Below are 25,887 nucleotides of genomic sequence, written 5' to 3'. Positions count from 1 at the left end.
TCCCATACCAAAGTCTGACCGTCGCGCCGGCCTGCATCCGCCCGCGGTCGCGGTCAGCAGCACGCGGCAATCTGCTTTATAGTTGCAGCTACATCGAGGTCGGACGCGCACGTCGTTCATCGTCCCGATGCGTCACTTCCGGTCATCCGGTTTCGCGCCGCGCGCGAACCTCAGCGAGCACCACGTCCCCATGTCCACGTCCGCAGCCCCGACGATCGCCCCGCCTGACGACCCTCATCCAGCGGATAGCGAGCTCTTCCTGTCGGCGCCGATACCGATCCTGATCGAAGACTGGTCACGCGTTTATCGCGCGGTGAAGGAACTGAAGATGGCCGGGGTCTCGGATATCGACCGCTATTTCGACGAGCATCCGCAGGCCGTCGCCCGGCTGCGCGCGCTGCATGCGTTCGTGGCGGCCAACGACGCGGTGGTGCAACTCTTCGACGCCGAATCGAAAGAGCATTTCCTGCAGCACGCGGAGATCCTGTTGCCGGCCGACCGGCTCAGCAACAGCGCGGTGCTGCGCGCGATCTACGAAAACCGGACCGCCTGCCAGGGCGAGCGCACGCTCGTGACGTTCAAGGGGCGCCGCGTACCGATCGTATGGCGCTGCTCGCTGCCGAAGCACGAGGACGGCTACCGGCGCCTGCATTTCTATGCGTTCGACGTGACCGAGCAGAAGGAGAACAGCGACCGGCTCACGGTATTGCGCGCGGAAGCCGCACGCGCGGCCCGCGTGTCGCTGTTTGCGGAGATGTCGGCCTCGATCCTGCATGAGGTCAGCCAGCCGCTGTCGGCCGTCGGTTCGTCGGCCGAAGCGGCGCTGCGCTGGCTCGAGCGCGACGAGCCCGACGTCGCCGAAGCCGCTGCCGCGATCACGCAGGCCGTCCGGTGGGCGCGCGATGCGACGGAAATCTGCCGCAAGATTCGCGGCTTCATCGGCAAGGCGCCGGCGAAGTGCGTCGACTTCGCGGCCGCCGACGCCGTGCACGCTGCGCTGTTCCTGATCGCGCCGGAAGCCGCTGCACGCAACGTTCGCGTCGACAGCGACATCGATGCCGACGCGCGCCTGTTCGCCGATCCCGTGCAGGTCCAGCAGGTGCTCGCGAACCTGATGATGAACGGCATCCAGGCGATCGAAAGCGGCCCGTCGCACGCGCGCACGCTGACGGTCTCGGCCAGGCTGAGCGACGCCGAAGTCGTGTTCGACGTATGCGACACGGGGCCGGGTATCGAACAGCAATCGATCGATCGGCTTTTCGATCCGTTTTTTACGAGCAAATCCGACGGCATGGGAATGGGTCTCACGGTCGCACGCTCGATCGTCGACGCCCATCACGGGCGCATCTGGGCACGCGGCGAACCGGGCGCCGGCTGCTGCTTCTCGTTCACACTGCCGGCCCACCCGCGCACGACCGACCCGGCCGCATGACGCTCGCGGCGCGCGGCGTCATGTCGCCAGTTGCACGCCGATCGCCTCGGACTTGCGCACGAGATCCGCAAGCGACGACGCATTCATCTTGCGCATCACCGCTGCGCGATGCTGCTTGATGGTAATCAGGCTCAATCCGAGATGCGACGCGATCTGCTTGTTCAGCGCGCCGCTGACGACGTACGCAAGCACTTCGCGCTCGCGGCGCGTGAGCAACTCGAACGACTGCCGCAACTCGTCGTGCGTGTCGTTGCGGACTCGCCGTGCCGCATCCAGCGACAGCGCGAGGTTCACGGCGTCGATCAACTCGTGGTCGGTGAACGGCTTCACGAGAAAATCGACCGCGCCGCCCTTCAGCGCCTTGCGACACACTTCGACGTCCGCGAACCCCGTGATGACGACGATCGGGATCGACGGCCGGTCCGACGCCTGCTGAAACACCAGCCCGCTCTCCCCGCGCAGTCGCACATCGAGCAACAGGCAGCTCGTGACATTCTCCCGGTGCGTCGCGCGCAGCTCCGCGGTACTCGCGAAGGTCACGACGCGCAGGCCCAGCGATCGCAACAACGTATCGAGCGATGCGCGTATGGCCGGATCGTCGTCGACGACATATACAACAGCCGACGAGTCGTCTTTCATCGCTGCATCTGACATATCCTGCGCCCCAACCGTCCGTTCAGTTTTCATCATCGCGAACCGCGTGTCGCCCGACACGGCGCCGACGACGCGCGCCGTCCCGGCCACCCGCGAGGCCGACCGCCACCCACGCAGCGCTTCGCCGTTCCACGCCACTTCGGCGGTTGCGTCATTCGCGTCGCGCGGCGCGCCGGCACGGCGTGCCTGCACATGCCGGACACGCTTCGCACGTGCGGCAACGCAATCGGCGACCGGGCGCGTCCGTGCGGCACACACGGACGGTTCCAGCCTGGCGACATGACGCGGGCTGCAAGGGACGGTTCGCAAAACCGCGGGCGGACGAGCGTGCGGTCCGCTGTCGACGAGTCTTCGGTTCGGCTTACCCGAGCAGGTACCGCCCGAAGAACATTCTATTGACGATGGGCGCGCATAGAGGGACGCAGTTCCCTCCTTTCGTGCCATGATGTTGCAGCGCGGGACCCGGTATCGGCCGGCCGCGCTCAGTCGGTGTCCGCGTGTTCCGGCTTGCGCTGCCGCCGCAAGACCTGTGGCGGATGGCCAAAAGCACGCACGAACGACCGCCTCATCCGCTCGGTATCCGCATAACCGGTTTCCCGTGCGATCGTGTCGATGGTCCACGACGAACTCGTCACGAAATCCCGGGCCGTTTCGAGCCGGATGCGCTCGACTGCCTTTGCAGGCGTCAGGCCGGTTTCATCCTTGAAGCGGCGCGTAAACTGCCGCTTGCTCATCCTCGCCACGTCGGCGAGCTTGTCGACGGTCAGATCGGTGCCGAGATTCGCCCGGATGTGCGTGATGACGTCGTGGATCCGATTGCTGCGTGCGGGGTGGTCGATCAGCACGGACGACTGCGGCTGCGACCCCGAGCGCCTCCAGCGCTCGAGCACCAGGTCTTTCGCGACCTGCAATGCGGCGTCCGGGCCGAGATCCTCTTCGAGCATCGCGAGCGCCATGTCCATGGCCGTGCTCATTCCTGCCGAACTCCACAGCGTGCCGTCGCGCACGAAGATGCAATCCTTCTCCACCGATACCGCGGGATAGCGATCCCTGAACCGATCGAGAAACGCCCAATGCGTCGTTGCGCGGCGCCCGTTCAGCAGGCCCGCCTCGGCCAGCAGAAACGCACCGAGGCAGATCGACGCCATGCGTTCGACCTTGCCGGACAGATCGACCAGCAGTTCGCGCATGCGGTCCGTGAGCGGCGGCGTCGACAGTGAAGCGCCGACGAATACCGTGTGCAATTCCGACAGCCGCGCCGGTTGCGTTGATGCGTACATGCCGAACGACGCCTCCACGGGGCCGCCATCCTCCGAGATCACGCTCACTTCATAGAGCGAGCGGCCCGCGCGGAGATTGGCGATGTCGAACACGGACAACGCGAGCAGGCTCATTACCTGAAACTGAGGAACGAGGACAAGCCCAATGCGACGCATATTGACCTCATGCGAATCGACCCCGCCGGCGCATGGCGGCGGGTTCACAACAAACGGAAAAGCGGGCATGCGGCTGTGATCGCGGCATGCCAACCGGCACTCCGGCGATGCTACAAGATTTTCGAGACAGGAAAGAATGGCCATGCTGCGCACATGGCCGCGCGTTCGGGCCGGCCCGTCGCACGACGACTGCCGGCAGGCGCGTGCCGGCGGCCTTCATCTCGCCCGAGCCCGATATACCCCACCGCGCGATCGAGTTGCGCGCGATCGGCGATCGCATCGATCGTCTCCGACGGATCGAGCGGATGCCCGGATGCGAAACGCCACGACGCGCCGGCGCCCGCGCGAGGCGCCGGCTCGTTGCGCGCACACCCATCGCCGCGCCACCTCATAACGATCCGACAATTTATTGGTTCCCTCGCCGATACGCCGTCCGTATCGTTCACCGATTCGTCAGACCAATCGACCAACGGGGGAATCCAACCATGAAACAGATCCGGTCATTCGCGCTGTTCGCCCTGCCGGCCGCGCTCGTCGCCGCCGGCGCCCACGCACAAAGCAGCGTCACGCTGTACGGCATCGCCGACGCGGGCATCGCGTACGTCCACAACGCGCAGAACGCGAACGGCAGCAACGCGTCGAGCCTCGTGAAGTTCAGCAGCGGCAACCTGTCGGGCAGCCGCTGGGGGCTGCGCGGCATCGAGGATCTCGGCAGCGGCCTGTCCGCGCTGTTCCAGCTCGAGAACGGCTTCAACATCGGCACCGGCGCGCTCGGCCAGGGCCAGCGCGAATTCGGCCGCAAGGCCGTCGTCGGTCTCGCGAGCAGCACGTACGGCACCGTGACGCTCGGCCGCCAGTACGATCCGGTCGTCGATCTCGTGCAGGGCCTCACGCAGGACAACTACTTCGGCGGCGTGTTCGCGACGCCGGGCGATCTCGACAACTACGACAACAGCCTGCGCGTCAGCAACTCGGTGAAATACACGAGCCCGCTGATCTCCGGCTTCCAGTTCGCGGCGCTGTACGGCTTCGGCGGCGTCGCGGGCGCGACCGGCAGCGGCCGCACGTACAGCTTCGGCGCGAGCTACGCGAACGGCCCGCTGTCGCTCGGCGCCGGCTTCTTCTACGCGAACGGCGGCACGACGGTCGCGAACGGCGTGCGCACGTGGTCGAGCAGCTCGGACACGCTCTTCAACACCGTGATCAACCAGGGCTTCTCGAGCGCGAAGTCGATCCAGATCGTGCGCGTGGCCGGCCAGTACGTGGCCGGGCCGGCGACCTTCGGCCTCGCGTATTCGAACACGCAGTACGGCGCGGACACGCTGTCGGCATTCAGCCAGAACGCGAAGTTCAACAACGGCTCGGCGTTCTTCAACTGGCAGTTCTCGCCGGCGCTGCGCGCGGGCGTCGGCTACAACTACACGTCGCTGACGGGCCCGGCTTCCGCGCACTACAACCAGGTCAACCTCGGCGCGGATTACGCGCTGTCGAAGCGCACCGACCTGTATGCGCTGTTCGGCTATCAGAAAGCGAGCGGCAACACGCTCAACGCGAGCGGGGCGACCGTGAAAGCGGCCGCGTCGGTCGGCTCATACGGCGTGAACTCGGGCACCGATACGCAGGAACTCGCGATCGTCGGCATCCGCCACAAGTTCTGATCGTCCCGTTGCACGACGATCGCCGGCAGGCGCGCACCGCGGTGCGCGCCTGCCGCGTTTACACTGTCCATCTTCACGTTCGTCACGACAGAGGGAGCCCGGCATGCTGACGGTATGGGGACGACGCAACGCGTTCAATGTCCAAAAGGTGATGTGGCTCGTCGACGAGCTCGCGCTCGCCCACCGGCACGTGCCGGCCGGCGGCCAGTTCGGCGTGCTCGATACGCCGGAATTTCTCGCGATGAACCCGCACGGACGCATCCCGGTGATCGACGACGACGGTACCGTCGTATGGGAATCGCACAGCATCCTGCGCTACCTTGCCGCGCGCCACGGACGCCCCGGCTTCTGGCGCGACAATCCGGCCGAGCAATCGCGCGCCGACCGCTGGATGGACTGGGCGCAAACGACCCTGCAGCCGGCGTTCCTCAACGGCGTGTTCCGCGACTATTACCGCACGCCGCCCGAGCAGCGCGATACCGTACGCGTCGAGCAGAGCATCGCGCAATGCGCGCAGTATTTCCGGCTGCTCGATACCGTGCTGGCCGGGCAGCCGTTTCTTGCCGGCGATGCGATCACGCTTGCCGACATCGCGGCCGGCACGCACCTTTACCGGTATTTCGAACTCGATATCGCGCGGCCCGACGTGCCGCATGTCGTGGCGTGGTACGAACGATTGAAGGCCCGGCCCGCGTATCGCACGAATGTGATGATTCCGTTCGAGGATCTGCGTGGAAAGCTCGGCTGAGCGGATGTGAAGCCGGCCGCGGAGCGGCTTGTTGGATGGTTGTAAGCACAACGGCGTATCGTGCCGACCGGTACGCCCGCCGGATGCGTATGCGTCGTCGGGCGGGTCATGACGGACCCAACACGCAGGCAAGGCAATGAGCGCTCACGACGTTCCGGTCAACTTGGCGTTTCAGCAAGACGAGGCAGATGCCGTGCATCGAAACGCCGGCCTAGACGCATTACGGGCCTGCCTGACATTGCTGGTGGTCTTTCACCACTGCGCGATCACGTACGGCGCACTCGGCGGGTGGTATTACCACGAAGTGGCCGCGGGCCCGTCAGTGGAATCCGCGCTGCTGACGCTCTTCTGCGCGATCAACCAGGCATTTTTCATGGGCCTGTTCTTCTTCCTCGCGGGCTATTACACGCCGCCGTCCATCGATCGCAAGGGCGTCAGCCGCTTCCTCGCGGACCGGTTTCTCCGGCTTGGCCTGCCGTTGCTCATCTACGGCTTGTTGATCGGCCCCGCGACGATTGCGCTGGCTCAGTCGGGTGCGGACCATCCGTTTGCGCAAACGCTGGAACGTCTGTGGCGAAAAGGCACGTTTGAAAACGGACCGATGTGGTTCGCCGAGGCGTTGCTGATTTTCAGCACGGCGGCGGCACTCCTGCATATCGCCTTCCCGCGCACCGTGGCGCGCGGCACGAACCGCGTCGCGCGCGCCCCTTCCGACACGACGCTGGCCGCCGCGGCACTGCTCACCGGTATCGCGGCACTGGCGTTGCGGTCGCGATGGCCGGTAGGTATCAACGTATGGGGGCTGCAGCTCGGCTACTTCGCGAGCTACGTCGTGCTGTACGCAGCCGGTTGCCGGACAGCGCACGCGCACTGGATCGTGCATCTGCCGGCACCGCAGGTCCGGCTGTGGTCACGCATCGCGCTGCTGGCGCTGCCCGTCCTCCCGCTCGCCTACCTGATCGCGAAGCACGTTCCCGCGCTGCGCGGCCGTCCGCAGGACGTGATCTACGCATTCTGGGAGCCGTTGGTCGCATGGGGCACGATCCTGTTTCTCGTCGACCGTTTTCAGCAAAGCTTCGACAGATTGAAGGGCGCGTGGCGGCCGCTGTCGCGACGCGCGTACGCCATCTACATCATCCATCCGCCCGTGCTCGTCGCGGTCGCCCTCGCGTGGCGAAACGTGCCGGCGTCCCCGTTCCTGAAATTCGCCGTGACCGGTAGCATCGCCTGCGTCGCGTGCTATCTGATTGCCGGCCTTCTGCTTCGCGTGCCGAGGCTCGCGTCGATTCTGTAGACGCATCGGCTCTCGCCGCTCGTTCGTACAGGGTGTTAACGGTTAGTCGCGCCGGGCAACGTAGTACACCGCCGCTGCCGTGATCCCGAATACCAGATGAGCGACCAGCGTGATCGCACCGCGAACCGGGATGAACCACGGAAAGATCGCCGTGAACCCGTACAGGTTCACGCCGTACAGGAGAAGCCCGAACGCGCCGCCCGCGAACAGCGCGGCCACGCACGACGGACTGCGAACCAGCCGTGCCAGCACGGCCGCATAGACCAGCGAAAGCATCGCATGCACGAGCGTCGCCACGCCCATCACCAGCGGATCGAAGCCGCCGGACGGCCCGAGCACGCTTCGCCCCATCACGATCGCGGTCGTGAGGCGCGCGTCGCGGAACAGATTCTGGATGGCGTCATCGCCGGCGATTGCCCAGAGCAGCAATTCGATGACGGTCGATCCGACCGCCGCGCCAAACGCTGCCCAGAGAATCGACACCACACGCGCTTGCTTCAATGCTCGTCCTCATGGCGGCCCGATCGATGCATCAAGCGAACCGCCGTGCAAACCGGCGTACTACGCCCCTTCGCAGTCCGACCAGTACGCAAACGGGTCGCGATGTTTCGGATAGTGCTCGTCCAGCCATTTCAGCAGCGTCGCGCGGGCATTGTCCATGTCGGCCTTCAACGACGACGTCGTCAGTTCGTGCACTTCGACGGACTTTTCCCGATCGATCACGAAGCAGTTCCAGTCGGGGCCGTCGAGATCCGGATCGTCGGATGCCTTCGACGACTTGCTCCAGCCGAAACGCTTGCGCGCATCGATGTAGTAGCGCGGATGCACCTTCAGATACGACATCTCGCCGCCCTGCAGGCTGCTCTCGGCGCGCAGCACGTCGCGTTCGTCGACGATCTGCGTGACTTCCGGAAGCCGGCGCGAGCGCCATCCGGCCGGCAGCGTCGCCACCGCGCGGACGCTGTCGTACGCGCCCCACTCGAGGCCCCACGCTTCGGCCATGCGCTTCATGAACGCGTCGGCGCTCGGATAACCGCGCAGCTGGATGCGGGTCGACAGCGTGACTTCCACCCCGCCGCGACCGCCGGATGCGCTCGACACCTCGTCGTCCGTTGCGAACGGATTGCCCGGACGCGGCGATTCGCGCTTCGCGTCCGTGGGCGCCAGGCCGGAAAAAAGTTGATCCAGCGCCGCACGCGCTTTCGACGATTTGTCTGGTCTATTCATCGGTTCCCTTTTGTGCAAATTTGAACCCGTACTGTCATGGTTGGTGATTGCCCTGCCGTCGGGCAAAGGCTCGATTCCGCTTCACTGCGGCGATCTCGCCGTATTCCGCGGCTGCATTGTAACGATTCGGCGGCCGCGGCCGAGCGAACGTGACAGGCGGCCCGCCACACGCGTGACGTGCGTGCCGAAGCGGTCGCCTGCGCGAACCGCCGGGTGCGCGCTACCGCAGCGCCTTCACCATCCGCTCCATCAACGCGAGCACCTCCGGCCGACTCTCGCCCTTCGCATGCACGAAGTGATAGCTGAGCAGCGAATCGACCTCGTGGCGGCTCACGCGCACGAGCGCACTGCGCTGCAGATACGCATCCGCCAACGGCGTTCGCGCAAGCGCCACGCCCAGCCCCGCTTCGGCCGCCGCGAGCACGAGGTTGTAATCCTCGAACCGGCGATCCTGCGCACGCGGCTTGAACGGAATGCCGAGCGCGTCGAACCACGTGCGCCAGCCGGTCACGTCGGAATCGTGCAGCAACGGCATGTCGAGCAGCGCGGCGTCGCCCGTTGCGCGGCGCATCCTGGCCAGTTGCGCGGCGAGCCGCGGATGGGCGACCGGATACAGCCGTTCCGGCATGAACGGCCGGGTGTCGAGCCGACGCCAGTTGCCGCGCCCGTACCGGATCGACAGATCCGCTTCACCGCCGGCGATATCCACGTTGCGCAGCTCGATACCGAGCTCGATGCGCAACGCGGGCGCTTCACGCTCGAGCATCTGCTGCCGCTCCAGCAGCCACAGCTGCGCGAACGCGGGCACCACGCTCATCCGGACCAGCCGCGGCGTGCGCGGCGAGCGCCACTGATCGGCCGCGCTGTCGATGATCGCAAACGCCTGCTCGATCCGGCCGACGAAGCGCTGCCCGTCCGGCGTCAGGCGCACGCCGCGCGCATGCCGCTCGAACAGCGCCATCCCGAGCCAGTTTTCCACGGCGGCCACCCGTCGGCTGATCGCGCCGTGCGTGACGCCAGAGACGTCGGCGGCCGCGAGAAACGAACCTTCGCGCGCCACCGTGCAGACCGTCTCGAGGCTCGCGAGCGGCGGCCGCGGGGCCGGCATCGGCGCGGCGGCCACCGGGCGCACCGGCGCCGGACCGTCGGCCCGCCGCGCCCCCGAGCTGTGAGCCATATTCATATCCGGGTGTTGATCTGTGCGCTAGCTTAGCATCTCGCGACGCCGCACCATGGCTTCATGAATACACTTTCGTCACCGACGTCGCGCGGCGCGCGACAACCGCTCATCGCGGCAGCGGCGGTCGCGTTCACGATCGTCTCGTGGGCGTCCGCGTTCCCGTTCATCCGGATCGGCCTGCACGGCCTCGCGCCACTGCAGCTCGCGGCCGCGCGCTTCGCGACCGCCGCGTTGCTCGTGATCGCGTGGCTCGCATGGCGACGGCCGCCGCTGCCGACGAAAGCCGACGCGAGGCGCTTTCTCGCGTGCGGCCTGCTCGGCATCGCACTCTACAACGCGCTGCTCAATACCGGCGAACAGACCGTGTCGGCCGGCGCGGCGAGCTTCATCGTGAACACGTTGCCGATCTTCACCGCGTTGCTGGCCGCCGTGTTTCTGCGCGAGCGCTTCAATCGCTGGGGCTGGCTCGGGTCGCTGATCAGCCTGGCCGGCATCGCGGTGATCGCACAAGGGCAGCCCGGCGGCGTCGTGCTCGGCTCGGGGAGCACGCTGATCCTCGGCGCGGCGCTGTGTTCGGCCAGCTATTTCGTGTTGCAGCGGCGGCTGATTCCCGTGTACGGCGCGCTGCCGTGCACCGCGTACACGCTGCTGGCCGGCGCGGTGCTGCTCGCGCCGTGGCTGCCCGGCGCGCTCGTGTCGCTCGGCGGCGGGTCGCGCGACACGGCGTGGGCCGTCGTCGTACTCGGCGTCTTTCCCGCCGCGCTCGGTTACGCGACCTGGACCTTCGCGCTCGGCTACTTCGGCGCGGCGCGCGCGGCCAGCTTTCTCTATTTGACACCGGCGGTCGCGACGCTGCTGTCGGTGGTGCTGACGGGCGAGCGGCCCGGCATCGCGACGGCGTGCGGCGGCCTGCTGGCGATCGCGGGGGTGGTCGTCGTCGCGTTGCGCGGGCGGTCGTAGCGTGAGAGTGCAGCGAATTGCGTGGCCGACGCGACGATCCGAATGTAGAAGCGACGCCGGCCCCAAAAACGCCCCAGGCTTTGTCGATCCGGATGCGCGGTTCGGCCCGTGCAATCGGCACCCATTCGCGGGCGCCACCGAACTTGACCGTTAGTTGCATTGATCAGCAATCACGCTTGACGAAGCGCGACCATGAAACCGGCTACGCGATGCGCAACCGACCAAACTGTGCAGACAAATCGACCGAACAGTTCCGGATTGACCGCCCATCAGTGTCCATGGCTTCGCCGTGGCGACCGGTCGAATAATGGATGCAGCCGTAAGGCCCACGACAGCGAACCGCAATCCGCGGGCCGCCGCGGCGCGCCGCAGCACACGGAAGCGGGTTCCGATATATTCATACGAATTGCATGGCGTCAGGCGCTCGCTCCCTCGGCCGGGCGGCAAGTCACCCGGCCCGACGCCATGCAAGCGACGCCCATGACGGGTAGCGAAAACCGTCCGATCGCCCCGGCCCCCGGCCGGCCGGTCGAGACGTCAATAGAAAGACATTCAATTCGGAGATGGCAGATGGAACGAAGCACTGTCGGCATGCGCTGCAAATCCCTGATCACCGTTGCACTGGCTGCCGCCGCGTTCGCGGCCGCGTCGAGCGCGATGGCCGACCAGGTCGTGAAGATCGGCAGCGTCGAACCGACGACGGGTGGCATTTCGCACCTCGGCAAGGACAATGAAAACGGCGCGCGCCTCGCGGTCGAGGAAATCAATGCGAAGGGCCTGACGATCGGCGGCAAGAAGATCACGCTGCAGCTCGACGCGCAGGACGACGCGGCCGACCCGCGCCAGGCGACGCAGGTGGCGCAGAAGCTCGTCGACGACAAGGTCGTCGCCGTCATCGGCCACCTGAACTCGGGCACGTCGATTCCGGCGTCGAAGATCTACAGCGACGCGGGCATCGTGCAGATCTCGCCGTCGGCCACGAACCCGACCTACACGCAGCAAGGCTTCAAGACGACCTACCGCGTGGTCGCGACCGATGCGCAGCAGGGCCCGGCGCTCGCGAGCTATGCGCAGTCGAAGGGCGTGAAGAGCGTCGCGGTGATCGACGATTCGACCGCGTACGGCCAGGGCCTCGCGAACGAGTTCGAGAAGAAGGCGAAGGCGCTCGGCCTGAAGGTGCTGTCGCACGACGCGACCAACGACAAGGCGGTCGACTTCCGCGCGATCCTGACGAAGATCAAGGGCGAGAACCCCGACGCGATCATGTACGGCGGCATGGACGCCACCGGCGGCCCGCTCGCGAAGCAGGCAAAGCAACTCGGCCTGCGCGCGAAGATCCTGTCCGGCGACGGCGTGTGCACCGACTCGCTGGCCCAGCTGGCCGGCCCGGCGGCCGACAACGTGCTGTGCTCGCAGGCAGGCGCTGCGCTCGAGAAGATGCCGGGCGGCGCGGACTTCCTCGCGAAGTACCAGAAGCGTTTCAACCAGGGCATCAAGTTCGATGCGCCGTTCGCGTATGACGCGGTCTACATCGCGGTCGACGCGATGAAGCGCGCGAACTCCACCGACCCGGCGAAGATCCTCGCGGCGATGCCGGCGACGAAATACGACGGCGTGATCGGCACGACGACGTTCGACGCGAAGGGCGACCTGACGCACGGGATCATCTCGATCTACGGCTACAAGAGCGGCAAGAAGACCTTCCTCGACCAGGTGAAGATGTAACCCGACGCGGCGCCGGCACGACGGGAACGCCACTCGTCGGCGCCGGCGCCGCGCGGGCCGAATGCTGATTCACGGAGACGAAGCATCATGTGTGCAATGGCGTATGCGGAATTCCAACAGGAGTTGAAGAAGGCGCAGTTGACGGCGCGCGAGTTCGCCCGGCTGATCCGGATGAACGAAAGTTCGATCACCAACTATTCGAGCAAGGGCACCGTCCCTTCCCACCTCGCGGTCATCGCGAAACTGATCGGCACGCTGGCCGCGCACGAAATCGACTTCCGGCGCGTGATCCGGCAAATGCGGATCGAGCCGAAACGGCCGCGCGGCGTCGGCGTGTTCCCCGCGGCCGAAAAACCGCGGGCGCGGAAAGCAGCGAAAGCCGACGCCTGACCCGCGCCGGCGAAGGTCGACAGCGGCACGGGGACGGCCGCTCGACACGCGATCGACGCCCCGATACGGCCGTGCGTCCCGCACCGCCCCGTCGTCACCCCACCGCCCGCACGTGATCGAGCAGCGCCTGCAACGGATGGCGCAGTTGCTTCGACGACAGGCGCTTCACCTGGCTGCGACACGAATACCCGGTCGCCAGCGCCTCGCCTTCCTGCTCCATCCCGTCGACGTGCGCGGCCCACGACTGCGCATAGATCGTCTTCGACGTCGCGAGATTGCGCGCCTCGTGTCCGTACGTGCCCGACATCCCGCAGCACCCGGCCGCCTGAACCTGCAAGCGCAGCCCGCGACGCGCGAACACCTGCGTCCATTGCTTGCCGCTGTCCGGCGCATTGGTTTTCTCGGTGCAGTGCGGCAGCAACCGATATGAAACCGTCGGCCCGCCCGCACCGGCTTCGGGCAGCACATCCAGCAGCCATTCCTGCGGCAGCGCGACCTTCGGTACGTCGGCGAGCCCCGTCACCTTCAGGTATTCCTGCCGATACGTGAGCGTCATTGCCGGATCGAGGCCGACCAGCGCGACACCCGAGCGCGCCAGCGCCGCAAGTTGCGTCGCGTTGCGGATCGCGGCCTGTTCGAATGCGCGAAGAAAGCCCTGCACGTGCAGCGCCTTGCCGTTCGGCGCGAGCGGCGCGAGCCACACCTGAAAGCCCAGGCGCGCCGCCAGCTCGATCAGCGTCGCCAATTGGTCGGTATCGAAATAGCGCGTGAACGTGTCCTGCACGATGACGACGCTGCACGCGCGCTGCGCATCGCTCAGCGCGGCCAGCGCGTGCGGATCGGCCGGCTTCACGTTCCATGAGCGGATCACGGCTGCGAGATCGAAGCGGCTCAGCAGCGGGCTGTCGACCATGCCGACGTGGCGCTCGAGCAGCGTCCGCACCCAGCCGGCGCCCATCAGCCCGTTGTACAGCGTGGGCACGCGCGCCATCCACGGCATCGTGAATTCGAGCGAACCGATCAGGTAGTCGCGCAACGGCCGCAGATAACGCTGGTGATACAGCTCGAGAAAGCGCGAGCGGAACTCGGGCACGTTCACCTTGACCGGGCACTGCCCGGCGCACGACTTGCATGCGAGGCAGCCGGCCATCGCGTCGTACACCTCGTGCGAGAAATCGGCGTCGCCATGACGCGCGTGGCGGCTGTTGCGCCAGCGCTCGACCAGCCCGCGCAGCCACGGCTGACGTTTGCGCCCCGCCGCGACGACGTCGACGCCGGCCTGTCCTTGCAGACGCAACCATTCGCGCATCAGCGACGCGCGCCCCTTCGGCGACTGCACGCGTTCGCGCGTCGCCTTCCACGACGGGCACATCGCGTCGTCCGGATCGAAGTTGTAGCACGCGCCGTTGCCGTTGCAATGCATCGCGGTGCCGTAGCTCTGCCACACGCGCTCGTCGATCTGCCGGTCGTGGTCGCCGCGCGTCGGCACCTCGTCGATCTTCAGCAGCCGCAGCGTCGAGTCCGGCGGCGTCGCGATCTTGCCCGGGTTGAACTGGTTGTGCGGATCGAACGCGGCCTTCAGTTGCTGCAGCGACGGATACAGCTCGCCGAAAAACGCCGGCGCATATTCGGAACGCACGCCCTTGCCATGCTCGCCCCATAAAAGGCCACCATGGCGCTGCGTGAGTTCGGCCACCGCGTCCGACACCGGCCGCACCAGCGCGGCCTGCTTCGGGTCCTTCATGTCGAGCGCCGGACGCACGTGCAGCACGCCCGCATCGACGTGGCCGAACATCCCGTACTGCAACCCGTGGCCGTCGAGCAGCGCGCGGAATTCGGCGATGTACGCGGCGAGGTTCTCGGGCGGCACCGCGGTGTCCTCGACGAACGGCTGCGGACGCGCCTCGCCCTGCACGTTGCCGAGTAGCCCGACCGCACGCTTGCGCATCGCATACACGCGCTTGACTGCATCGTCGCCGGTCGCGAGCGTATGGCCGAGACGCTCGACGCTCGTATCGGTGCGCAAATGCTCGACGAACGCGCGCACGCGTGCATCGACGTCGTGTTCGTCGTCGCCGCTGAATTCGATCAGGTTGATGCCGAGCGTCGGACGCGCGTCGTCCTGCGGGAAATACTCGGCCACGCTGCTCCACACGAAGTCCTTCATCGCGAGCATCAGCACCTTCGAGTCGACCGTCTCGATCGACAGCGGCTTGAGTTCGAGCAGCGTGCGTGCGTCGCGCAGCGCGTCCATGAAGCCCGCGTAACGCACGTTGACCAGCACCGAGAACTTCGGGATCGGCAGCACGTTGAGCTTCGCCTCGACGACGAAGCCGAGCGAGCCTTCCGCGCCGCACAGCACGCTGTTCAGGTTGAAGCGGCCGTCCGCTTCGCGCAGGTGCGCGAGGTCATAGCCGGTCAGGCAGCGGTTGAGCTTCGGAAATTTCGCGTCGATCAGCGCGGCCTTGTCGTCGCTGATGCGCCGCGCGGTGCGATACACCTTGCCGACGCGGTCCTGCCGCGCGCAGCGGCGTTCCAGTTCCTCATCGTCGAGCGCGTCGCTGTGCAGCCGCTCGCCGCCCATCAGCACGACATCGAGTTCGAGCACGTGGTCGCGCGTCTTGCCGTACGTGCAGCTACCCTGTCCGCTCGCGTCGGTGTTGATCATCCCGCCGACGGTCGCGCGGTTCGACGTCGACAGCTCCGGCGCGAAGAAGAGCCCGTGCGGCTTCAGCGCGGCATTCAGCTGATCCTTGACGACACCGGCCTGCACGCGCACCCATCGCTCTTCGGCGTTGATTTCGAGGATCCGGTTCATGTTGCGCGACAGATCGACGACGATGCCGTCGGTCAGCGACTGCCCGTTGGTGCCGGTGCCGCCGCCGCGCGCGGCCACCGCGACGTCACGATGCGCGGGCTCGGCCAGCAGCCGGGCCAGCAGTTGGACATCTTCCGCATGCGCGGGGCAGACCACTGCCTGCGGCAGGCGCTGGTAGATCGAGTTGTCGGTGGCCTGCACGGTCCGGTTCGCGTGGTCCGCATGGATTTCGCCGGCGAAGCCGGCCGCCTGCAGCGCGGCGAGAAAATCGCGGTAAACGTTCGCGGACGGGCTGACGGGACGGGGCAACGGGACGATCGACATGGGGCAAAAGCGCAATGTAGGTGGAGCCAGCCGGTTCGCGCGCCAAAACATGATTTTTTGGCAAGTTTCCGCACAACCGGGAATTCCAGTATCTTTGGACATTCCGCCAGAAACAAACGAATTCTCGCCCTGCGAAACTTGCATAAAACTCATGAATTACCGTCGCCTCACCCCGTCGATGTCGCTGCTGCTCGTATTCGAGGCCGCCGCGCGGCATGAAAGCTACACGCGCGCGGCCGACGAGCTGTCGCTGAGCCAGAGCGCGATCAGCCGGCAAGTGCAGACGCTCGAGGATCAACTCGGCGTGCCGCTGTTCCGGCGCGAGGGCCGCTCGGTCAAGCTGACCGAAGTCGGCCGCCGCTACTTCGCCGAGCTGAGCGGCGCGCTCGGGCGCATTCGCGGCGCGACGCTGCAGGCGATGTCGCATCAGGCGGGCGCCGGCTCGCTGCGGCTGGCCACGCTGCCGACCTTCGGCTCGAAATGGCTGCTGCCGCACCTGCACGGCTTCTACGCCGCGCATCCGGGCGTGACCGTGCACCTGCATTCACGGATCGGCGCGATCGATTTCCTCAACGACGATCTCGATGCGGCGATCACCGTCGGCGCGGGCGACTGGCCGGGCCTGCACGCGCACCGGCTGTACAACGAGTTCCTGGTCGCGATCGCGCCGCCCGACACGGGCCGCGGCCGCCAGGCCGACGCGCGCACGCCGGCCTGGGCCGCGAAGCAGACGCTGCTGGGCGTGACGAGCAATCAGCAGGCCTGGGTCGAGTGGTTCTCGCACTATCGGCTCGATCATCGCCAGATGCGCGTCGGCCCGAGCTTCGAGCTGACGTCGCACCTGATCCAGGCCGTGCGCGCGGGAATGGGGATCGGGCTGGTGCCGAAGGTGCTCGTGGAGGACGAATTGAGCCGCGGCGAGCTCGTGTCGATCGGCGACGCGATTACCAGCCAGCGCAGCTATTACCTCGTCTACCCGCCGGGCAACGACACGCTGCCGTCGCTGGTCGCCTTCCGGGAATGGCTGCTGGCGTCGTGCTGACGCGCTGCCAGTAGGCGGACCTCAGGCGCGCCATTCACCGAGAATCTGCTCGGCGAGGTAGTCGCACGGCGGCCGCGCGGACTGCGCGCTGCGTGCAAGCACGACCTCGAGTTCGCCGAGCGACGGCAGCCCGTGGCTCTCCGACAGCTGCAACAGGTGATCGGGCACGCAGCAGCGTGCGAGCGGCGCGATCGCGAGGCCGGCCTCGACCATGCTGAGCAGCCCGAGAAAGCTCGGGCTTTCATACGACATCCGGAACGGAATCTTCCGCCGGTTCAGCGCCTTGATCGCATGATCGCGCGCCATGCTGCCGTGCGAGAACAGCGCGACCGGCAGCGGCCGCTCTTCCCATACGTTCCGTTTCGCCGATCCCGTCCAGATGATCGGCTCGAGCCGGATCAGCTCGCCGGACACGCCCTTGACGCGGGTCAGGCATGCGAGGTCGACCGTGTTGTCCTTCAGCATCGGCACGAGCGCGCTGCTCGGCTGGCCGATCACGCGCACCTCCACGCGCGGATGCATCGCGGCGAACTTGCCGAGCACCTGCGGCAGCAGCGACGAGATGTAATCGTCGGGCACGCCGATCGTCACGCGGCCGCGGATCTCCGGACGCACGACCGACGCCCATGCCTCGTCGCGCATCGCGAGCATCCGGCGGCCGTAGTCGGCCAGCATCCTGCCGTCGTCGGTCGCCGTCACGTTGCGCGTGTCGCGAATGAACAGCGGCTTGCCGAGCGCGTCCTCCAGCGTCTTGATCTGCATGCTCACCGCCGACGGCGACCGGTGCACGACTTGCGCGCCCTGCGCGAACGATCCGGATTCCGCAACGGCCACCACCATCGCGAGCACATCGAGGTCGAGCTTCTTCATGTCGATTCAGAAAAACTGATCAATCGATTCAGTTTATCCCGTTTTACTGTTCGCTTCCAGCGCCGGACAATGAACTCCGTCAGCACTCATTCGATGCAGGAAGCGGAAAACATGCACACGTCCGGATCGCTCTACGGGTTTCTCGTCATCGGCGGCATGCTCGCGGTCACGCCGGGGCCGAACATGGTCTACGTGATGTCGCGCTCGATCGCGCAAGGGCGGGCGGCCGGGCTGGTGTCGCTCGCCGGCGTGATGCTCGGTTACCTGTTCTACATGTTCGCCGCGGCGTTCGGCATCACGACGCTGTTCATGAGCGTGCCCTACGCGGGCAGCGTGCTGGGCGCGGTCGGCGCGACCTATCTGCTGTACCTTGCGTGGCAGGCGGTGCGGCCGGGCGGCCGCTCGCCGTTCGAAGTGAAGACGCTGCCGAACGAGCAGCCGCTGCGGCTGCTCGCGATGGGCGCGACGACCAGCGTGCTGAACCCGAAGCTCGCGATGCTGTTCGTGTCGCTGCTGCCGCAGTTCATCGACTACGGGCAAGGCAGCGTGTTCGGCCAGTCGCTGTTTCTCGGCTCGCTGCTGATCGCCGCGTTCGCGTCGGCCAATGGGATGGTCGCGATCTGCTCGGGCAGCCTCGCGAAGTTCCTGCATGGCCGCCCGACGCTGCTGCTCGCGCAGCGCTGGGCGATGGGCGCGGTGCTCGGCGGCCTCGGCGTGGAGATGATGATCGACGCGTCGAAGTTGGCGGGAATCGCGTAAGCGTCGTGCCGCCGCGCGCGTCCGCACGATCGCGGGCCACGCGCCGGCGGCGGGCGGCGTCACGCAGCGATGGCCTGCCGCTGTGCCTCGAGTTCGCGCACGAGCGGCAACACGCGCTTGCCGAAGTACTCGACTTCCTCGATGAAATGCAGGAACCCGGCCAGCACGAGATCGACGCCGATCGCCTTCAGCGCGACGATCCGCTCGGCGATCTGCTGCGGCGTGCCGATCAGGTTCGTGCGGAAGCCGTCGTTGTACTGCACGAGATCCTCGAACGTCGATTTCGCCCAGTTGCCCTCGCCTTCGGGCGACGCCTTGCCGGCCTGCTTCACCGCATCGCCGAACGCGTGCACGGCCTCGACGTGCGCGTGCCGGATGATGTCGTCGAGCACGGCCTTCGCCTCTTCCTCGGTGTCGCGCGCGATCACGAATGCATTGACGCCGATCCGCACGCGATGGTCGTTCGCGGCCGCCTTCGCGCGAATGTCGTCGATCTGCGCCTTCAGGTTCTCCGGCGTATTGCCGTTCGTGAAATACCAGTCCGACACGCTCGCCGCGTTGTCGCGCGCCGCGCGCGAGCTGCCACCCTGGAAGATTTCCGGATGCGGCTTCTGCACCGGCTTCGGGCTCAGCGTGTAATCGTTGAAGCGGTAGAAGTCGCCCTTGAACGTGAAATTGTCCTGCGTCCAGATGCCCTTCAGCGCCTGGATGAATTCCTTCGAACGTCGATAGCGTTCGTCGTGCTCGAGCCACGGCTCGCCGATCGCGGTGAATTCGCCCTTGAACCAGCCGCTCACGACGTTGATCGCGATGCGCCCGTTCGAGATGTGGTCGATCGTCGCGAGCTGCTTCGCGACCACGGCCGGATGCCACGGCCCCGGCAGGATCGCGGCGAGCACCTTGAGCTTCGTCGTCGCATGCAGCAGCGCCTGGCTGAACGACACCGACTCGTGCTGGTATTCGGCGCCGTAGCCGGCCGTGAAGCGGATCTGGCTCAGCGCGTAGTCGAAGCCGGCCGCCTCGGCCGTGCGTGCAAGCTTCTGGTTGTATTCGAGGCTCCAGTCGGTGCGCTGCTCGATCGTGCTGACGACGAGGCCGCCGCTGACGTTCGGCACCCAGTATGCGAATTTGACGCCGTCGGCGGAAGGGTCGGGAAGGCTCATGAAGGTGTCCTGGTCGAAGGGGGAACGAAAAAGCGGCTTACGCAGCCGCGGCGGAAAGCGCGTGCGGGCGCAGTTGCGGCGCCGCGCGCGCCACGGCGAGCGCGATGCGCTCGCGCAACGCCGGGTTCGCGATCTGGTACCGATCGAAATCGCTTTCGGACGCGTACACGCCGATCGGCAGCGTGCGCGCCTGGAAGAAGCTGAACAGCGGGCGCAGCTGATGGTCGATCACGAGCGCATGACGCTCGCTGCCGCCGGTGGCCGCGAGCAGCACGGGCACGTCGATGAGCGCGTCGTGGCGCACGAGGTCGAACAGGTGCTTGAAGAGGCCCGTGTACGACGCGCGATACACCGGGCTCGCGACGACGAGCGCGTCCGCCGTCTCGATCGCGCGGATCAGCGCATCGAGATCGGCCGGCACCTGCGCGCGCGTGAGCGCGCCGGCCAGCCGGCTGCCGATCTCGCCGAGTTCGATCAGCCGCGTCTCGATCGGCAGCGCGGCGCCGAGCGCCGCGACGATCGCGTCGGTCAGCGCCAAGGTGCGCGACGGCCGCTGCAGGCTGCCCGATATCGCGACGACGTTCAGGGTGTGGCTCATGCAATGCGTTCCCGTGGTGAAGCCGCGTGCCGTGCGGCGATACCGGTTCGGGTCAGCAAGGAGCGTGCCATCGGTTCGGGTGCGTGACGGAAAGGTCATCTGGATCCCGAAATTTTTCGCCATCGCCCAGCAGAAATGGCGCTCGGCCTCATGCGCGACAGTGACAAGCGTTCCCGTTCGTGCGTCACATCGATATTCCGTCACGCGATGAACACCATGCAGCGGGCCTGCTGATGCGCTGCTGATCAGGCAGCAGCGCATCGCACGCGATAGCACCGAATTCGACGACAAGGCGTCACGACACCGCCGCTCGTCCGCGCCATTGCGGGTTCCGCAGCAATCGCGCTTTGGTTATCAGAAATCGATGCTTTTCGCGCGCGGCGAAACGTTCAACACTCTGCTGACCACGCAGCAGCCGGCCCGCATTGCCCGGCCATCCAACGGTTCATCGCCATGACTTCCATTTCCGCATCGCCGCGCCCGCTCAATCTTCGTGTCGTCAACGCTTCCCGCGACCCGGCCGCGCTTCAGGCCGCGGCGCCCGTGCTCACGCAGCCCGAACGTTACGCGCCGTCACGCGCGCACGCGCAGGTGTTCGCCGATCCGCGCTCGCTCGCGCTGCTCGAACAGGTTCGCCGCGTCGCGCCGAGCGACGCGAACGTGCTGATCGTCGGCGAGACCGGCACCGGCAAGGAATTGATCGCACGCCGCGTGCACGATCTCGGCGCCCGGCGCGAGGGGCCGTTCGTCGCGGTGAACTGCGGCGCCTTCTCCGAAACGCTCGTCGACAGCGAGCTGTTCGGTCACGAGAAAGGCGCGTTTACCGGCGCATTCAGCGCGAAGCCCGGCTGGTTCGAAGCCGCGCACGGCGGCACGCTGTTCCTCGACGAAATCGGCGACCTGCCGCTCGCGATGCAGGTCAAGCTGCTGCGCGTGCTGCAGGAACGCGAGGTCGTGCGGCTCGGGTCACGCACGGGCATTCCGGTCGACGTGCGCGTGGTCGCGGCGACCAACGTCGACTTGCAGCAAGCGGTCGCGGCCGGGCAATTTCGTGGCGACCTGTTCTACCGGCTCAACGTCGTGCAGCTCGCGGTGCCGCCGCTGCGCGACCGGCCGGGCGACATCCTGCCGCTCGCGCGCCACTTCTTCGACATGTACCGTGATCGGCTCGGCGGCGGGCCGCGCCGCATCGATCCGCGTGCCGAGCGCCGGCTCGAGGCCCACGGCTGGCCCGGCAATATCCGCGAACTGGAAAACGTGATCCATCACGCGCTGCTCGTAAGCCGTCACGATGCGCTGCAGGACACCGACCTGCAGATCGCGACGCCGTGCCTGCCGGCCGTTGCCGCGCCTGTGGCCGAGTCGTCCGCCGATGCACAGGCGGCGCTCGAACACGCGCTGCGCGACCTGTTCGACGACGGGCACGGCAATCTCTTCGAACGCATCGAGGACACCGTGATGCGCGTCGCGTTCGAATTCAGCCATCGCAACCAGATCCGCGCCGCGCAGTTGCTCGGCGTCAGTCGTAACGTGCTGCGTGCGCGGCTGATTCGCGCGAAGGCGATCGCCGCGCTGAAATAGCGGCATCCGGCGCGCGCCCCGACGCCATGGCGCCATGACGCCATCGCGCCGCGATCCGTGTCGCAACATCCGAACCTGATGTATCGTGGCGCGAAGCGTACGCTTCGTTGCCCGCGCCGCACCAGGTCGCCGTATACGACCGCCCGTGACCGGCAACAGCACACGCACGATCCTCCGCAACACGAAAGCCGTCCGGCGCCCCGTGCGTGTCCGGCCGAGCCCCGTTCACCCGTCCGGAACCGTCGCCATGAAAAAGCTTGTGAACCGCCCGTCCGACGTCGTGCGAGAAATGCTGGAAGGCATCGCGCGGCAATCGCCGCATCTCGCGATCCTCGGCGACGAGCACGTGCTCGTGCGCCAGCCGCTGGCCGAGCCGTCGCAGCGGCCGGTCGCGATCCTGTCAGGCGGCGGCAGCGGCCACGAGCCCGCGCACGGCGGCTATGTCGGCGAAGGGATGCTGAGCGCGGCCGTGTGCGGCGAAGTGTTCACGTCGCCGTCGACCGACGCCGTGCTCGCCGCGATCCGCGCGAGCGCCGGCCCGAACGGCGCGCTGCTGATCGTGAAGAACTACACCGGCGACCGGCTCAATTTCGGGCTCGCCGCCGAGCTCGCGCGTGCGGAAGGCATTCCGGTCGAAACCGTCATCGTCGCCGACGACGTATCGCTGCGCGGCCGCGTCGAACGCGGCCAGCGACGCGGGATCGCCGGCACCGTGCTGATCCACAAGCTAGCGGGCGCCGCCGCCGCGCGCGGGCTGCCGCTTGCCCGCGTCGCGAGCATCGCGCGCGACGCGGCGGCCGAGCTCGGCACGATGGGCGTCGCGCTCGACGGCTGCACGATCCCGGGCGCCGACAAGTCGGGCTTCAGCCTCGCCGATCACGAAATCGAGCTGGGCCTCGGCATCCATGGCGAGAAAGGCGTCGAGCGTCGCGCGCCGTTACCGGCCGACGCGCTGGCCGACACGCTGCTGTCGAGCATCGTCGCCGATCTCGTGCTCGAGCGCGACGAGCGCGTCGCGCTGTTCGTCAACGGCCTCGGCGCGACGCCGGACATGGAACTCGCGATCGTGCTGCGCGCCGCATTCGACAACCTGACCCGGCGCGGCATCGTCGTCGCGCGCGCGTGGGCCGGCACGTTCCTGTCCGCGCTGAACATGCCGGGCTGCTCGATCTCGGTGCTGCGGCTGAACGACGAGCGCGCGGCGCTGCTCGACGCGCCGACGCAGGCGCGCGCATGGCCGGGCGGCGGCCTCGTGAACACGCAGATTCGCGTGGCCGCGGCCGCGTCGCAGGACGCGCCGCCGCCGCCGCTCGATGCGGCCGGCCGCGCATGGGCCGCGCGCCTGCAACCGGCGCTGCGCGCGGTCGCGCAAACGCTGATCGATCACGAGCAGACGTTGACGGATCTCGATGCGGCAGCCGGCGACGGCGATCTCGGCGCGAGCATGCGCCGCGCCGCGCAGGCGATCCTCGAACTGCCCGACACCGCGTACGGTACGCCGTCGGGTGCATTGGCAGCGCTCGGCGCCGCGTTGCGCCGCGCGATCGCCGGCAGCTCCGGGCCGTTCTATGCGACCGCGCTGCTGCGCGCGTCGCGCCGGCTGGCCGATATCGCCGAGCCGTCGCCGCGCGACTGGGCTGCGGCGTTCCGCGCGGCGGTGGATTCGATCGGCGAACTCGGCGGCGCGCAGGCCGGCGACCGGACGATGCTCGATGCGCTGGCGCCGGCCGTCGACGCATTCGGCCGCGCGCTCGACAGCGATCGCGATCCCGCGAGCGCATGGACGGCGGCCGTCGACGCGGCCGAGCGAGGCGCGGAGAAAACGACGCGCATGACGCCGCGCGCGGGACGGGCCAGCTATCTCGGCGAGCGTGCGATCGGCACGCCGGATGGCGGTGCGGTGGCCGTCGCGTACTGGCTGCGCGCGCTGCTGCCGCACGTGCGGTAACGGGCGCGCGCGGCCGCGTTCAGACGCCTTCGACCAGCACCGCGCGATAGCGCGCGCCGTTGAAGCGGTGCTGGACGACCGCCTGGTATTCGGGGCCGTGATACCACGCGTGCGCGGCCTCCTTCGACGGGAACTCGACGATCACGACGCCTTCCGGGCCTTCACCCTCGAGGATTTCCTGCGGCCCATAGGCGGCGAGCACCTTCACCGGATGGCCGGCAAGGGTCGCGCCGACCTGGCTCGAGTAGAGGTCGAGCTCCTGCTGGTTCTGCGTGCTTTCCCGTGTAAAGACGATGTAGGTCGCCACGATATGCGCTCCTGATCAAGGGTGAAAAAAGGGACGCCACGCGCGGCACAGTCCGAGAAATCCCGCGTGGCAGCGCGCAGCTTACCGCCGTTCGCCGACCGGCGCCGCGCCGAGCCGGCCACGGCCTCCGCGGGCCGCCCGCCACGGCGCGGGAAAACCCCGATCTCCACATCGTCCTATGACATCCGGCAGCGCTAATTGGCGGGATTACTTTGATCCTCGTCGGCGCCCGCCCGGGCGCACGCTGATAGCGAGGACCCCTCATGCGATACGTGCCATCGTGGACTTCCGTTTCCGCCGCCGCGTCCGTTCCGGACGAGACGGCTTCCCGCGGCGACGAGCCGCACAGCCTGCCGCGGGTCGCGATCACGGCCGCCGCGCTCGGTAACGCGACCGAATGGTTCGATTACGGCATTTACGCGTACGGCCTCGCGTATATTTCCGCCGCGCTGTTTCCCGGCAACACGGCCAGCGCGACGCTGTTCGCGCTCGGCACGTTCGCGATCTCGTTCCTGATCCGCCCGCTCGGCGGCCTGTTCTGGGGCCCGCTCGGCGACCGGCTCGGCCGCAAGCGCGTGCTCGCGCTGACCGTCCTGACGATGTCGGGCGCCACCTTGCTCGTCGGCGTGCTGCCGAGCTATGCGACGGCCGGCTGGCTCGCGCCGGCCGCACTGATCGTGCTGCGCATGGTGCAGGGCTTCTCGACCGGCGGCGAATACGGCGGCGCAGCCACCTTCATCGCCGAATACGCGCCCGATTCGCGGCGCGGCCTGTGCGGCAGCTTCCTCGAATTCGCGACGCTCGCGGGCTTCTCGCTCGGTGCGTTCCTGATGCTCGGCTTCGCGCTGCTGCTCGGCGATTCGGCGATGCATGCGTGGGGCTGGCGCCTGCCGTTCCTGGTCGCCGCGCCGCTCGGCCTGATCGGCTTCTACCTGCGCTCGCGCCTTGAGGAAACGCCGGTGTTCCGCGAGCTCGAGGAACAGGCGCACCGCCGCGAGAAAAGCGTCGCCGCCGCGCTGCCGATCCGGCTGCTGCTGGTGCGCTATGCGAAGCCGCTGCTGCTGCTCGGCGGGCTCGTCGTCGCATTGAACGTCGTCAACTACGTGCTGCTCGCGTACATGCCGACCTACATGCACAAGGAACTCGGCGTCAGCGAGAACATGTCGCTGCTGATTCCGTTGATCGGCATGCTCGCGATGATGGTGCTGCTGCCGTTCGCCGGCTGGCTGTCGGATCGCGTCGGTCGCAAGACGATGTGGTGGTTCTCGCTGGTCGGGCTGTTCGTCGCGGCCGTGCCGATGTTCACGCTGATGACGCACGGTCCGCTCGGCGCCTTCATCGGCTTCGCGGTGCTCGGCGTGCTCTACGTGCCGCAGCTCGCCACCATTTCCGCGATGTTCCCGGCGATGTTCCCGACCCACGTCCGGTATGCGGGCATGGCGATCGCGTACAACGTGTCGACGTCGTTGTTCGGCGGCACCGCGCCGATCGTCAACGACTGGCTGATCGGCAAGACCGGCAACGCGCTGATTCCCGCGTACTACATGATGGCCGCCTGTGCGGTCGGGCTGATCGCGCTGCTGGCGGTGATCGAGACGCGCGGGTGTTCGCTGCGCGGCGACACCCTCCCCGGCCAGCCGGGCTGACCCGCGCCCCGGCGGCGCCCGGCTTCCCATAAACGGCATCCATTGCATCGCCCGCCGTCCGGCAACGGATGGCGGGCGATGTGCATTTCGGGCGGCTGAAGCCGCCGCCGGATTGTTGTCGTCCGGA

The 25,887-nt window shown here is 67.4% G+C and carries 22 protein-coding genes; 12 read left to right on the top strand and 10 right to left on the bottom strand.

Features of this window, described 5'->3' with window-relative positions:
- Positions 1-82 precede the first annotated feature (82 nt).
- Positions 83-1,432: a PAS domain-containing sensor histidine kinase gene (locus JYG37_RS34400; protein ID WP_179233197.1), complete on the top strand. Its 1,350-nt coding sequence runs from the start codon at positions 83-85 to the stop codon at positions 1,430-1,432.
- Between the two features lie 18 nt (positions 1,433-1,450).
- Here the strand turns inward: JYG37_RS34400 and JYG37_RS34395 are convergent, their stop codons facing one another.
- The gene (locus JYG37_RS34395) at positions 1,451-2,086 is read right to left on the bottom strand and encodes a response regulator transcription factor (protein WP_048988612.1); all 636 of its coding nucleotides are present in this window, start codon (positions 2,084-2,086) and stop codon (positions 1,451-1,453) included.
- Between the two features lie 482 nt (positions 2,087-2,568).
- The gene (locus JYG37_RS34390) at positions 2,569-3,522 is read right to left on the bottom strand and encodes a GlxA family transcriptional regulator (protein WP_050015617.1); all 954 of its coding nucleotides are present in this window, start codon (positions 3,520-3,522) and stop codon (positions 2,569-2,571) included.
- Between the two features lie 485 nt (positions 3,523-4,007).
- Here JYG37_RS34390 and JYG37_RS34385 point away from each other — a divergent pair, with 485 nt between their 5' ends.
- The 3 genes from JYG37_RS34385 to JYG37_RS34375 all read left to right on the top strand — a co-directional run bounded on the left by JYG37_RS34385 (position 4,008) and on the right by JYG37_RS34375 (position 7,222).
- Positions 4,008-5,180, top strand: coding sequence for a porin (locus tag JYG37_RS34385; protein WP_213346841.1), 1,173 nt, complete (start codon positions 4,008-4,010; stop codon positions 5,178-5,180).
- 103 nt (positions 5,181-5,283) lie between these two features.
- Positions 5,284-5,928, top strand: a complete 645-nt coding sequence (locus JYG37_RS34380; RefSeq protein WP_176016947.1) for a glutathione S-transferase family protein — start codon at positions 5,284-5,286, stop codon at positions 5,926-5,928.
- A 136-nt stretch (positions 5,929-6,064) separates the two neighbouring features.
- Positions 6,065-7,222: an acyltransferase family protein gene (locus JYG37_RS34375; RefSeq protein WP_050015624.1), complete on the top strand. Its 1,158-nt coding sequence runs from the start codon at positions 6,065-6,067 to the stop codon at positions 7,220-7,222.
- A gap of 42 nt (positions 7,223-7,264) precedes the next feature.
- On the opposite strand, the gene JYG37_RS34370 is transcribed toward JYG37_RS34375, so the two are convergent.
- From JYG37_RS34370 to JYG37_RS34360, 3 genes are all read right to left on the bottom strand, one after another.
- Entirely contained in the window at positions 7,265-7,723 is a 459-nt protein-coding gene (locus JYG37_RS34370) for a sodium:proline symporter (RefSeq protein ID WP_213346839.1), read from the bottom strand.
- A gap of 60 nt (positions 7,724-7,783) precedes the next feature.
- Complete coding sequence (locus tag JYG37_RS34365) at positions 7,784-8,449, bottom strand: hypothetical protein (protein WP_050015628.1); 666 nt, start codon at positions 8,447-8,449, stop codon at positions 7,784-7,786.
- A gap of 220 nt (positions 8,450-8,669) precedes the next feature.
- A complete protein-coding gene (locus JYG37_RS34360) occupies positions 8,670-9,632 on the bottom strand; it encodes a LysR substrate-binding domain-containing protein (RefSeq protein ID WP_050015630.1) in 963 nt (320 codons plus the stop codon).
- 57 nt (positions 9,633-9,689) lie between these two features.
- On the opposite strand from JYG37_RS34360, the gene JYG37_RS34355 reads away from it, so the two are divergent.
- From JYG37_RS34355 to JYG37_RS34345, 3 genes are all read left to right on the top strand, one after another.
- Positions 9,690-10,589, top strand: a complete 900-nt coding sequence (locus tag JYG37_RS34355; RefSeq protein ID WP_213346837.1) for a DMT family transporter — start codon at positions 9,690-9,692, stop codon at positions 10,587-10,589.
- A 570-nt stretch (positions 10,590-11,159) separates the two neighbouring features.
- Entirely contained in the window at positions 11,160-12,314 is a 1,155-nt protein-coding gene (locus tag JYG37_RS34350) for a branched-chain amino acid ABC transporter substrate-binding protein (protein WP_089490144.1), read from the top strand.
- A gap of 87 nt (positions 12,315-12,401) precedes the next feature.
- Positions 12,402-12,704 carry a hypothetical protein gene (locus tag JYG37_RS34345; RefSeq protein WP_050015635.1) on the top strand — a complete coding sequence of 101 codons (303 nt, stop codon included), beginning with the start codon at positions 12,402-12,404 and terminating at the stop codon, positions 12,702-12,704.
- Positions 12,705-12,798: 94 nt separating this feature from the next.
- On the opposite strand, the gene ydiJ is transcribed toward JYG37_RS34345, so the two are convergent.
- On the bottom strand, positions 12,799-15,846 hold the full coding sequence (gene ydiJ, locus JYG37_RS34340; protein ID WP_213346835.1) for a D-2-hydroxyglutarate dehydrogenase YdiJ: 3,048 nt from the start codon (positions 15,844-15,846) through the stop codon (positions 12,799-12,801).
- Between the two features lie 151 nt (positions 15,847-15,997).
- On the opposite strand from ydiJ, the gene JYG37_RS34335 reads away from it, so the two are divergent.
- Entirely contained in the window at positions 15,998-16,888 is an 891-nt protein-coding gene (locus tag JYG37_RS34335) for a LysR substrate-binding domain-containing protein (RefSeq protein ID WP_089490146.1), read from the top strand.
- A gap of 21 nt (positions 16,889-16,909) precedes the next feature.
- On the opposite strand, the gene JYG37_RS34330 is transcribed toward JYG37_RS34335, so the two are convergent.
- Positions 16,910-17,758, bottom strand: coding sequence for a LysR substrate-binding domain-containing protein (locus tag JYG37_RS34330; protein ID WP_089490147.1), 849 nt, complete (start codon positions 17,756-17,758; stop codon positions 16,910-16,912).
- A gap of 111 nt (positions 17,759-17,869) precedes the next feature.
- Here JYG37_RS34330 and JYG37_RS34325 point away from each other — a divergent pair, with 111 nt between their 5' ends.
- Positions 17,870-18,517: a LysE family translocator gene (locus JYG37_RS34325; RefSeq protein WP_050015704.1), complete on the top strand. Its 648-nt coding sequence runs from the start codon at positions 17,870-17,872 to the stop codon at positions 18,515-18,517.
- A 59-nt stretch (positions 18,518-18,576) separates the two neighbouring features.
- On the opposite strand, the gene sfnG is transcribed toward JYG37_RS34325, so the two are convergent.
- Both sfnG and msuE read right to left on the bottom strand, forming a co-directional pair.
- The gene (gene sfnG / locus JYG37_RS34320; RefSeq protein ID WP_050015642.1) at positions 18,577-19,680 is read right to left on the bottom strand and encodes a dimethylsulfone monooxygenase SfnG; all 1,104 of its coding nucleotides are present in this window, start codon (positions 19,678-19,680) and stop codon (positions 18,577-18,579) included.
- 37 nt (positions 19,681-19,717) lie between these two features.
- The gene (gene msuE / locus JYG37_RS34315; RefSeq protein WP_089490148.1) at positions 19,718-20,278 is read right to left on the bottom strand and encodes an FMN reductase; all 561 of its coding nucleotides are present in this window, start codon (positions 20,276-20,278) and stop codon (positions 19,718-19,720) included.
- 453 nt (positions 20,279-20,731) lie between these two features.
- Here msuE and JYG37_RS34310 point away from each other — a divergent pair, with 453 nt between their 5' ends.
- Entirely contained in the window at positions 20,732-21,859 is a 1,128-nt protein-coding gene (locus JYG37_RS34310) for a sigma-54 interaction domain-containing protein (protein WP_080334318.1), read from the top strand.
- Positions 21,860-22,106: 247 nt separating this feature from the next.
- Positions 22,107-23,807: a dihydroxyacetone kinase subunit DhaL gene (gene dhaL / locus JYG37_RS34305; protein WP_050015646.1), complete on the top strand. Its 1,701-nt coding sequence runs from the start codon at positions 22,107-22,109 to the stop codon at positions 23,805-23,807.
- Positions 23,808-23,826: 19 nt separating this feature from the next.
- Here the strand turns inward: dhaL and JYG37_RS34300 are convergent, their stop codons facing one another.
- Positions 23,827-24,114: a DUF1330 domain-containing protein gene (locus tag JYG37_RS34300; protein ID WP_050015648.1), complete on the bottom strand. Its 288-nt coding sequence runs from the start codon at positions 24,112-24,114 to the stop codon at positions 23,827-23,829.
- A gap of 263 nt (positions 24,115-24,377) precedes the next feature.
- Between JYG37_RS34300 and JYG37_RS34295 the strand changes: the two genes are divergently transcribed.
- Positions 24,378-25,760, top strand: coding sequence for an MFS transporter (locus tag JYG37_RS34295; RefSeq protein WP_124592552.1), 1,383 nt, complete (start codon positions 24,378-24,380; stop codon positions 25,758-25,760).
- Positions 25,761-25,887 lie beyond the last annotated feature (127 nt).

Source organism: Burkholderia sp. LAS2 (assembly GCF_018417615.1).
Taxonomy (GTDB): domain Bacteria; phylum Pseudomonadota; class Gammaproteobacteria; order Burkholderiales; family Burkholderiaceae; genus Burkholderia; species Burkholderia sola.
The sequence above is the reverse complement of the archived record's forward strand: the minus strand, read 5'-3'. Positions and strand labels throughout refer to the sequence as shown.